Here is a 5,865-nt window from a genome sequence, read left to right as displayed (position 1 = left end):
TTCTGGCGTTGATTTTTGGCACGCTGTTGAGTTCTCAAGGAACGGACGCTTCCTTTGTACTCACCCTCTCGGGCTTTCCTCCGGGCTTTCGTTCTGTTCAGAGTCTATCAGATCTTTTCGGACCCGATTTCCTCTGCGCTTTCCAGGTTCTTCGCTTTCGCGCTTTCCCTTTCCGGCGGTTCCGACTCTATCAGAAGTTTTCCACCGGATTTCCCGGCTTCGACGTTCCGAATGAGGAGTCGAGTGCACCCCACACGGAATTCGATTCCCTGCGGAGTGGGTGTCGCCGAACCTGTCCGGTTCGAGGCAACCGTTTGACTCTACATCCGGCCCCTGGGGGTGTCAAAACGAGGAGGGGGCGTCGTGGACGCGCCTCAACAGCTCCAGCAGCACGCGCTGTTCCTCCTCCGTCAGCGGCGCCAGGAGCTGCTCGTTCGCGGCCTCCGCGAGGGTGGCGCAGCGCGCGAGGGCCGCCTCTCCCTCCGGGGTGACCGTCACCGCGTTCTTGCGGCGGTCCGCCGGGTCGGGGGCGCGCAGGACCAGTCCCGCCTCCTGGAGGTGGTTCAGGATCCCGACCATGTCCTTCGGGTCCACCGCGAGCCGGCGTCCCAGGTCGGCCTGGGCGAGCGGTCCGTATTCGGCGGTCGCGGCCAGCACGGCGTGGTGCATCAGCTTCAGCCCCTCCGGTGCGATCGCCTCCGCCACCAGGCCCCGGCCGCGGGCCGCGACCCGGCCGACGAGCCAGCTCGGCAGGGACTGGATGTGCGCGAGGGGGGAGGGAGAGGGAGAGGGAGAGGTCATGTGCCCAGCCTAGCCAGGAATCGTTGGACATCCCTACGACTATCGACCTATCGTTGGGCTTCCCAACGAATACACCCGGATCAGGGAGGTCCTGTGCTGCGCATCCGCCATGAGGTCAACGGCGGGCCCGGAGTCCTGCTCGCCGAGCAGGTCGACGTCCCCGAGGCGGGCCCCGGGGAGTTGGTGGTCCGCGCCGAGGCCATCGGGGTCACCCTGCCCACCGTCCGCAAGGTGCGCGAGGGCAGCGGGCCCGTCACGTTCGGCGGGGAGGTCGCCGGGGTCGTCGTCTCCACCGGTGCGGAGGTCACCGGCTTCGCCGTCGGGGACCGCGTCACCGGGCTCTGCTTCGCCCACGCCTACGCCGAGTACGCCGTCCTCACCGCCGCCCTCGCCACCACCATCCCGGACGGTGCGACCGCCGTGGAGGCCGTCGCCCTGGTGCGCAGCGGGCTCGTGGCGCGCGGGGCGTACGAGGCGGGGCGCGTGCGGCCCGGCGAATCGGTGCTCGTCACGGCGGCGGCCAGTGCGGTGGGCACCCTCGCCCTCCAGCTCGCGAAGGCGGGCGGGGCGGGGCGCGTCGTCGCGGCGGTCGGCAGTGCCGACAAGGCCGGGTTCGTCCGCGGCCTGGGCGCCGACGAGGTCGTCCTGTACGGGGACGCCGACTGGGGAGCCCCGTACGACGTCGTCCTCGACGGCGTCGGCGGCGACCTGCTGGGGCCGGCCGTGAAGGCCCTGGCCATGGGCGGCCGCCTGGTGGCCTACAGCTCCGGCGGCGGCACGGTGGACGCGTACGAGCTCCTGGTGCGCGGCGCCTCGGTCATCGGCTTCCAGATGCGGGCCATCGCCATGGGCCGGCCCGACCTGTACGCCCGCTGGGAGCGCGAGCTCTGGGAGCAGCGCGCCGCCGGCTCCCTGCGCACGACCGTCCACGAGGAGATCCCCCTCGCGGAGGCGGCCCGCGCCCACACCGTCATCGAGCAGCGCCGCAACCTCGGCAAGGTCGTCCTCGTGCCGTAGGCCCTGTCGGGCGGCTCTCGAGCCCGTCTGCTCTCGGATCGTCAGGCCAGGCACGGGGCGGAGTGGCCGACCTGTTCCGGGTGCGGACAGCGGTCCCCTGGCGCGACCTTCCCAAGCGATACGGCGGCTGCAAGACGATCTACGAACGTCCCGGCGCGGTTCCGCCGATGGGCGCAGGGTCCGGACGCCGCGGGCGGTCCAGGCCCACACGTACCTGCCGGGCCGGCCCGAACAGGATCGGGCGGGCGTCGACTCGACCACCCACCGGGCCACCAGCCCGCGGCCCCGAAAGGGCACGATCCCGCGAAACGGCCGCCCCACCGAGGGACTCGGCCGTTCCCGGGGCGGCCCCCACCCACAAGCCACCCCGCGGGCGAGGGCGGCTGTCGCCCCCTGGCCAGGCTGGTCACACCAGGACCCCGGGCAACACACCTCGGTTGACCGGGCCCGCACACATCGGCATGGCCGACCCGGTGGCCCCCGGCCGCCGGCCACCTACCGGCGCCACAAGGGCCTCGACCACACCTGGGCCGCCTTGGGCTCCGTCCGCGCCGCCCATCCTTCGCCACCCCGATCTACGCGATCCTCGCCAGCCTCTGCGCCAACCCGATCGAGGCCCGTCAGACCGCTGCGCTCCAGCCGGTCGAGCCGGCCAGCTGCCCGGGGGCGGGACGACGCCGGGCATGCTCGTCGCCCCGGAGAACGGCCCTCCCCTCTCCGCGCTGCTTCCAGCGGACGCTGGAGGTGCGGGCGAGCTCCGAGAACTGCCCGGAGTGCGGCTGGGAGGACGACGGGCAGAGCGACGCCGACGCGGAGCGCCGCGAGTCGGTGACACGCGGGGGTGAAGGTCGGTGGGCCGCGGTCGTGCGGCGCCCGGCGCCGGCGCAGGCGTCTTCGCGTCAGCGGCCCGGCCCCGCACCCTCGGCCCCGTGAAACGCTGCCGGTCGCACCGCTAGGGTGCGTGCCCGTGGACGCTGCTGAACTCGACGGCCGGTTCCGGTCGTACTCCCGCCGCATTCCCCCGCGCCTGGTCTCCCGGCTGTTCGACCTCGGCCACGCCGAGGAGGTGGCGTTCCAGGCCGGCCGCGGGGAGTGGTTCTGCGCGCTGGAGCTGGCGCGGCGGCTCGACGGGCAGGGCCGGCGGGCGGAGGCCTGGGAGGTGGTCGCCCCCTACGTGGCGACGGGGTGGTGGACGGCGGCCGAGGCCGCGGCCGCACTGCTGGAGCGGTGGGGGCGGGCCGACGAGGCCATCGCCCTGGCCCGCCCGTACGCCGAGAGCGGGGATCCCCCGGCCCTGGCGGCCTTCGCGCGCCTGCTGGCCCGGCACGGCCGGAGCGGAGAGGCGTTCGCCCTGCTGCTCCCGCACCTCGGGGACGAGTTCCTCGCGACCGCCCTGGTCGACGTGGCCGGGGTCGCGGGCCGGGACGAGGAGGCCGCCGCGCTGCTGGCCGCCCGGATCGAGGCGGCACGCCGCGACGCGGACCCGACGGGCCACCGGACCGGGCCGGCGCCCGCCAACGCCGTACACCTCCTGGCCGCGATCCGCGAACGCCAGGGCCGCGTCGACGAGGCCATCGCCCTCCTGAGCCCGGACCCCGCCGCGGCGTCGGCCCACGGCCACCAGGCGCTCGCCGATCTCCTGGCCCGCCACGGCCGGACCGAGGAGCTGCGCGCGTACGCCGGGGAACTCGAAGCCGCCGCGGAACGTCTCGCCGAACTACTGGAGGAACGCGGGGACGTGGAGGGCGCCATCGCCGTGTACCGGAACGCGCGGGCTGCGCAGGGCCTCCGGCGGTTCGCTGCCGTACGGCTCGCGGCCCTCCTGGAGCGACACGGCCGGCGGGCCGAGGCGATCGGGGTGCTGCGCCCGCTCGTGGACGCGGCCCCCGGGGCGGAGGACTGGCTCGTCCGGCGGCTGTGCACCCTTTACGCCGATCACGGCCGCCCCGAGCAGGGCCTGGCCTACCTGGACGGCCTGAAGTCCCGTACGGGTGAAGAGGAGTGGGAGTTCTTCGCGATGCGCCTCCCCCTGCTGGTGGCCTGCGGCCGGCGGGAGGAGGCGATCGCACTGGTACGGGCCCACCCGGAGGGCGACACCTGGTACGGGGCGTCGGCCCTCGCCCGGCTCCTCGCCGAGGCCGGCCGCACCGAGGAGGCCGTGGCACTCCTCGGCGCACACCCCTCGTGCGGCACCGCCGACCTGGCCGGGCACCTCGTCACCCTCGGCCGCGTCAAGGAAGCCGTATCGGTCCTCCAGGAGGAGGCCGGGGCCGTGTAACGCCACCCGTACGGGTGCGGCGTTCAGTGGTTGACGAAGGTCAGGCTCGTCGCGTCGTAGCGGGCGCCCGCGATGCCGTCGCGGGGGGCCGCGGCCTCGATGGCGGCCAGGTCCTCCGGAGTCAGCTCCACGGTCAGCGCCGCGAGGTTCTCCTCCAGGTACCGGCGGCGCCGGGTGCCGGGGATCGGTACGACGTCCTCGCCGCGGTGCTGGACCCAGGCCAGGGCGAGCTGGCCGGCCGTGATGCCCTTGGCGGCGGCCAGTTCCTCCAGCTTGGCGACGATCGCCAGGTTCCGGTCGAGGTTGCCGTCGGCGAACCTCGGCTGGGTGCGGCGTACGTCGTTCTCCGCGAGGCCTTCGACCGAGGAGTAGCGGCCGGTCAGGAAGCCGCGTCCGAGCGGCGAGAACGGGACCAGCCCGATGCCGAGTTCGCGGCAGACCTGGGCGACGCCGCCCTCCAGGTCCCGGGTCCAGAGGGACCACTCGCTCTGCAGTGCGGCGATCGGGTGGACCGCGTGGGCCCGCCGGATCGTTTCCTCGCCGGCCTCCGACAGTCCGAGGTGGCGGACCTTGCCGGCCTGGACCAGCTCGGCCATGGCGCCGACGGTCTCCTCGATCGGGACCTGCGGGTCGACCCGGTGCTGGTAGTAGAGGTCGATGTGGTCGACCCCGAGCCGCCGCAGCGAGGCCTCGCACGCCTGGCGTACGTAGGCGGCGTCACCGCGGATGACGGTGGGTTCGCCGAGGCGGTTGGCGAAGCCGAACTTCGTGGCGATCACCGCTTCGTCGCGGCGCCCGGCGATGGCCCGGCCGATGAGTTCCTCGTTGTGGCCGGCGCCGTAGAAGTCGGCGGTGTCCAGGAGCGTCACCCCGAGGTCGAGGGCGTGGTGGAGCGTGTCGATGGACTGGGCGTCGTCCGAGTCGCCGTAGCCGTGGCTCATCCCCATGCAGCCCAACCCCTGTGCGGAGACCGCGAGTTCGCCCAAGTGCCGGATGCGTGCGTCGATCATTCTGGTGCCTCCCGAGCTCGAAACCGTCTGACCACGACGCTAGGTCTTGGAGTGCACTCCATGTCAAACGATCACCTCCCCGCAGCTGCTTTCCGGCGCGAGCCGGCGTGGCGGAAAGCAGCCGCCGCCTCTTCGAGCCGGACAGTTCGCCCTGGCCGCGCTCACGGCGATCCGGGACGCGACGAGTCCGGCGCCCGGGTAGCCGCCGCCGGCGCCCGAGAGGAACGTCCCGACGCCCGCCTCCGCTCGGCGACGGCGTGCTCGCACCCGGGCCCGTCAAAAGGGGCCCCGGTAGGCGAGCCGCCTGACCATGCCCTCGGACGCTCCCGCGCCGGACTGACCACAAGGATCCACCCCGCTGCTGGCGACGACTCGCCCTCGGCATCACGCCCGGTCAAGCCGGCGAGGCCCCCGCGTCCGCCCAGGTCATGGACCGCTTACGAGTACCCAGGCCGATCGGCCGGCCGAAGACCACGCCGGATGCCGTCCTGGCGAACAAGGCCTACTCGTCCTGCGCGATCCGCCTCCATCTGCGACGGCGTGAGATCCGGGCGGTGATCCCGCAGCCCGCCGACCAGGCCGCGAACCGCAAGCAGTTGGGCCGCCTCGGATGCCACCCGCCTTCGACCGCGAGACCTACAACAGCGCAACACCGTCGTGGACGCTAAACGCAGAAAAGCCCCGCACCATGACTGGTGCGGGGCTTTCCCACAATGATTGTTCGGCGGCGTCCTACTCTCCCACAGGGTCCCCCCTGCA

At 73.2% G+C, this 5,865-nt stretch carries 4 protein-coding genes and 2 pseudogenes; 4 read left to right on the top strand and 2 right to left on the bottom strand.

The window, feature by feature from the left end; all coding sequences use genetic code 11:
• Positions 1-342 precede the first annotated feature (342 nt).
• A complete protein-coding gene (locus ACZ5NJ_RS37595; protein WP_468771267.1) occupies positions 343-801 on the bottom strand; it encodes a MarR family winged helix-turn-helix transcriptional regulator in 459 nt (152 codons plus the stop codon).
• A gap of 93 nt (positions 802-894) precedes the next feature.
• On the opposite strand from ACZ5NJ_RS37595, the gene ACZ5NJ_RS37590 reads away from it, so the two are divergent.
• The 3 genes and pseudogenes from ACZ5NJ_RS37590 to ACZ5NJ_RS37580 all read left to right on the top strand — a co-directional run bounded on the left by ACZ5NJ_RS37590 (position 895) and on the right by ACZ5NJ_RS37580 (position 4,096).
• Positions 895-1,818: a quinone oxidoreductase family protein gene (locus tag ACZ5NJ_RS37590; protein ID WP_468771265.1), complete on the top strand. Its 924-nt coding sequence runs from the start codon at positions 895-897 to the stop codon at positions 1,816-1,818.
• Positions 1,819-1,889: 71 nt separating this feature from the next.
• Positions 1,890-2,235 (top strand): annotated as a pseudogene (locus tag ACZ5NJ_RS37585) (transposase family protein); the annotation flags it as partial.
• 550 nt (positions 2,236-2,785) lie between these two features.
• Positions 2,786-4,096 (top strand): tetratricopeptide repeat protein, encoded by a 1,311-nt coding sequence (locus ACZ5NJ_RS37580; protein ID WP_468771263.1) that lies wholly within the window; start codon positions 2,786-2,788, stop codon positions 4,094-4,096.
• 23 nt (positions 4,097-4,119) lie between these two features.
• Here ACZ5NJ_RS37580 and ACZ5NJ_RS37575 read toward each other — a convergent pair whose 3' ends face one another.
• Positions 4,120-5,106 (bottom strand): aldo/keto reductase, encoded by a 987-nt coding sequence (locus ACZ5NJ_RS37575; protein WP_468771261.1) that lies wholly within the window; start codon positions 5,104-5,106, stop codon positions 4,120-4,122.
• 297 nt (positions 5,107-5,403) lie between these two features.
• Here ACZ5NJ_RS37575 and ACZ5NJ_RS37570 point away from each other — a divergent pair.
• Positions 5,404-5,732 (top strand): annotated as a pseudogene (locus ACZ5NJ_RS37570) (transposase family protein); the annotation flags it as partial.
• Between the last annotated feature and the right edge of the window lie 133 nt (positions 5,733-5,865).

The organism is Streptomyces sp. NPDC032091 (assembly GCF_055580265.1).
The sequence above is the reverse complement of the archived record's forward strand: the minus strand, read 5'-3'. Positions and strand labels throughout refer to the sequence as shown.

What these genes read in the sequence shown, in the direction of transcription:
- ACZ5NJ_RS37595 (WP_468771267.1), bottom strand. Translation starts at nt 801, where the DNA reads ATGACCTCTCCCTCTCCCTCTCCCTCCCCCCTCGCGCACATCCAGTCC.
- ACZ5NJ_RS37575 (WP_468771261.1), bottom strand. Translation starts at nt 5,106, where the DNA reads ATGATCGACGCACGCATCCGGCACTTGGGCGAACTCGCGGTCTCCGCA.